Source organism: Nostoc sp. UHCC 0252, from assembly GCF_034931145.1.
GTDB lineage: Bacteria > Cyanobacteriota > Cyanobacteriia > Cyanobacteriales > Nostocaceae > Nostoc.
In genome coordinates this window covers 1-2,566 of the sequence record NZ_JAYGHE010000176.1, presented here as the reverse complement: position 1 = coordinate 2,566, position 2,566 = coordinate 1, and the positions used below count along the sequence as shown (strand labels likewise).

Genomic DNA, 2,566 nt, shown 5'->3' with positions numbered 1-2,566 from the left:
CGGATTTCTCTTAACATTCAACACTTTTGGCTCATTGATTATGTATCTAAACGAGGAAAATCGGAACTAGATAACTCTATACAAACTACTTTATTTTGATTTAATGGGAAAATATTATCCTTTTTTTATCCCTCAGCTTTCATTTAACCAAGCTTCGAAGCTTTATTTTCCAACATAGATAAAAATTTGTAATCAAACAGTGAAAAGCAAAGCCCCAGAGGGCTTTTAGCGATTTGGATCTCATACTTTGAAATAAGAGTGGTAATTAAGTAAAAAAGAACTTGGATACAAAGCTACTTAAAAATCTATCAATTATTTCATCACTGAAGTAGCTTACCTAAACAGAAGCTTTTTACTTTATTAACAGCATCAATCGGTAGCAAAAAAGTTACTTTTCTAAACGAACTGCATACCACTGTAAATATTGCCCAGTACCAACATCTAATTCGCAACTCGTGTCTAGTAAATACTGCGCTTGAGCTTCAAAAGTATCAAATTTTTGTACGTCAGGTGGTAAGTCTTGACTTGAGAGTTTTTGGAGGATCGTTTTAAGTTTTTCCAATAACTCAGATGGTGTTAGAAACTGTTCTGGTTGATTTGTTTCTAGGACAACAAAATTATCTTGCTGATACATTAATGGGTCTGGCATTTTAAGAATTTAGTTGATGTAAATGGATTGTAATTTTTTGTAAGAGCTTATATTTGTTGACCTAGCCCAGAAGTTGGCTGTTTTATATCTTGTCCGCAAAATAGTTACAGGATTTAGTTGTTCGACATATTTATCTTAATTAAATCAGAATTTTTACTTAGTTTATTGAGCCAAACTGAGCTGATAATCAAGCTTTGCACTAAGCTAAATCTGAATCTTATGTAATTATACTAAACTTCCTTAAACCTCAGCTAATAGACTAAATAGAATTTCATTCAAGTGAGATTGGTACTTAGTAGCTAACTATCTTTTGAAGTGCTTTGATAGTTGTTTTGCCCTGTATCACTAGTTTATTAACTAACTACAAAACTACATCATTAAGGTATGCGATCGCAATTTTCACAAAAATCGCAATTTAACTTTAGCAATGGGGAAATATAAAAGTAACATTTTTTTCCATAACCAGAGCCGAACAAAAAGGTAACAATTGCCTTCGTGTTCCAATTATAGATTGTCTATGCAACTTAGCCCTCTTTTGTCACTCTAGGCAGAGGAAAAATAGAAATAAGGTATATTGAAGTTTTGAAAAATTGAGCAAGTCAGATTATTAATAATCATTTGAAGCTGAAAAAATCCCTCAGATAGCTTAGGAACTGTAAAGACCGCTAACCAAGGTTTAATTAAGTTAAATAGTGTAAATGGCTGAAGTATCAAACGGAGGTTATTCAGAATATTATTCCAACCATTGCCTTGATTCCACCAAGGATGTGATGAAAATATAGATTCAGATTGTGGTGCTAATTTTAGCAGTTGTTCGGAATGAAGACTAACCAACAGATAGGCACTAAAAACAATTTCCCACCATTTCTCTATTTGTGGATAATGAGTTAAGCGAAAATCTGCCCATCCTAATTCATTTTTACTTTGTTTTAAACCATATTCTACCCAAGTTCTTAAACCATAAAAATTGCCCACGTCTCTTGGAGTAATGTCTGGATATTTACTCATGACATACCAAGTCGTGTTTTTTGGAAGAACTTCAATATCCGTTGTTATTTGCCAATACCTGACTTCGGATTTTTTGCCACATATTATCTCTCTAATATATCTATTCTCTGAACTTAAATCTGAAAAAACACGCCGGAATCTTTGCCAGTTTGAATATTTGATTTTCGAGTCTGTAATTCCCCATGCTCTATGGTTTGAGCGAATCGCTACAATAAAATTAAGCTCTAATTCATTTAATACGCTTAAAAAGTTTTTACCACTTTCACCATATAAGCTATCCGCCAGGACAAGATTGAATCTAAACCCCATTGACCGCAATTTTCTAATCATTGCTCCGGCAATTTCAGGTTTAGTTAAATATTTTTCTCCTGGTTGTAGTCTTTCTCTTGGTTTATATACTTCAAATATTAGAGGAAACGTCATTCCAGATAAAACTGCGTATGCTGTAACCGCCACAATACCGTTATCTGTTTTACCTAAATTTCCAATGTACTGTCGTTTCACATAATCAGTCGTATTTCCTTTTTTCTTATCCCCTGTCTCATCAATAATTAGTATTATTGGGCGACCTTGAAGTATATACAATATTAATTCTAACCTTTGCCTCCTTAATTCTTGTACGTCCCAGGGTGATTCTGTTAAAAAATGGTGTAATGCCTGATGATTATCTAGCCCTACAATTTTCGCTATTTCCGGTAGAGTTTTACGTTTTATATCAGAAACACATCCCATGTGTAGGTACTTAAAAGCTTCAAAGCTCCTAACTTCTGGAAAGAGGTTTTGATACAACTGGCAGTATTCGTCCACAAATTTTACTGTGGGCGCAGCTGGGCGAGGCTCAACCATACTCTCTGTGCTAGTTTTTGCGATCGCACTTAATTATACTTTGGCGAGAGTGACAAAAGAGGG

General features: G+C 34.1%; 2 protein-coding genes. Both read right to left on the bottom strand.

The annotated features are described in order from the left end of the window. Positions 1 to 388: 388 nt before the first annotated feature. Positions 389 to 649 (bottom strand): chlororespiratory reduction protein 7, encoded by a 261-nt coding sequence (locus tag VB732_RS35815; RefSeq protein WP_323235535.1) that lies wholly within the window; start codon positions 647 to 649, stop codon positions 389 to 391. 543 nt (positions 650 to 1,192) lie between these two features. Then, positions 1,193 to 2,503, bottom strand: coding sequence for an IS701 family transposase (locus VB732_RS35810; RefSeq protein ID WP_323235534.1), 1,311 nt, complete (start codon positions 2,501 to 2,503; stop codon positions 1,193 to 1,195). Positions 2,504 to 2,566: the final 63 nt, after the last annotated feature.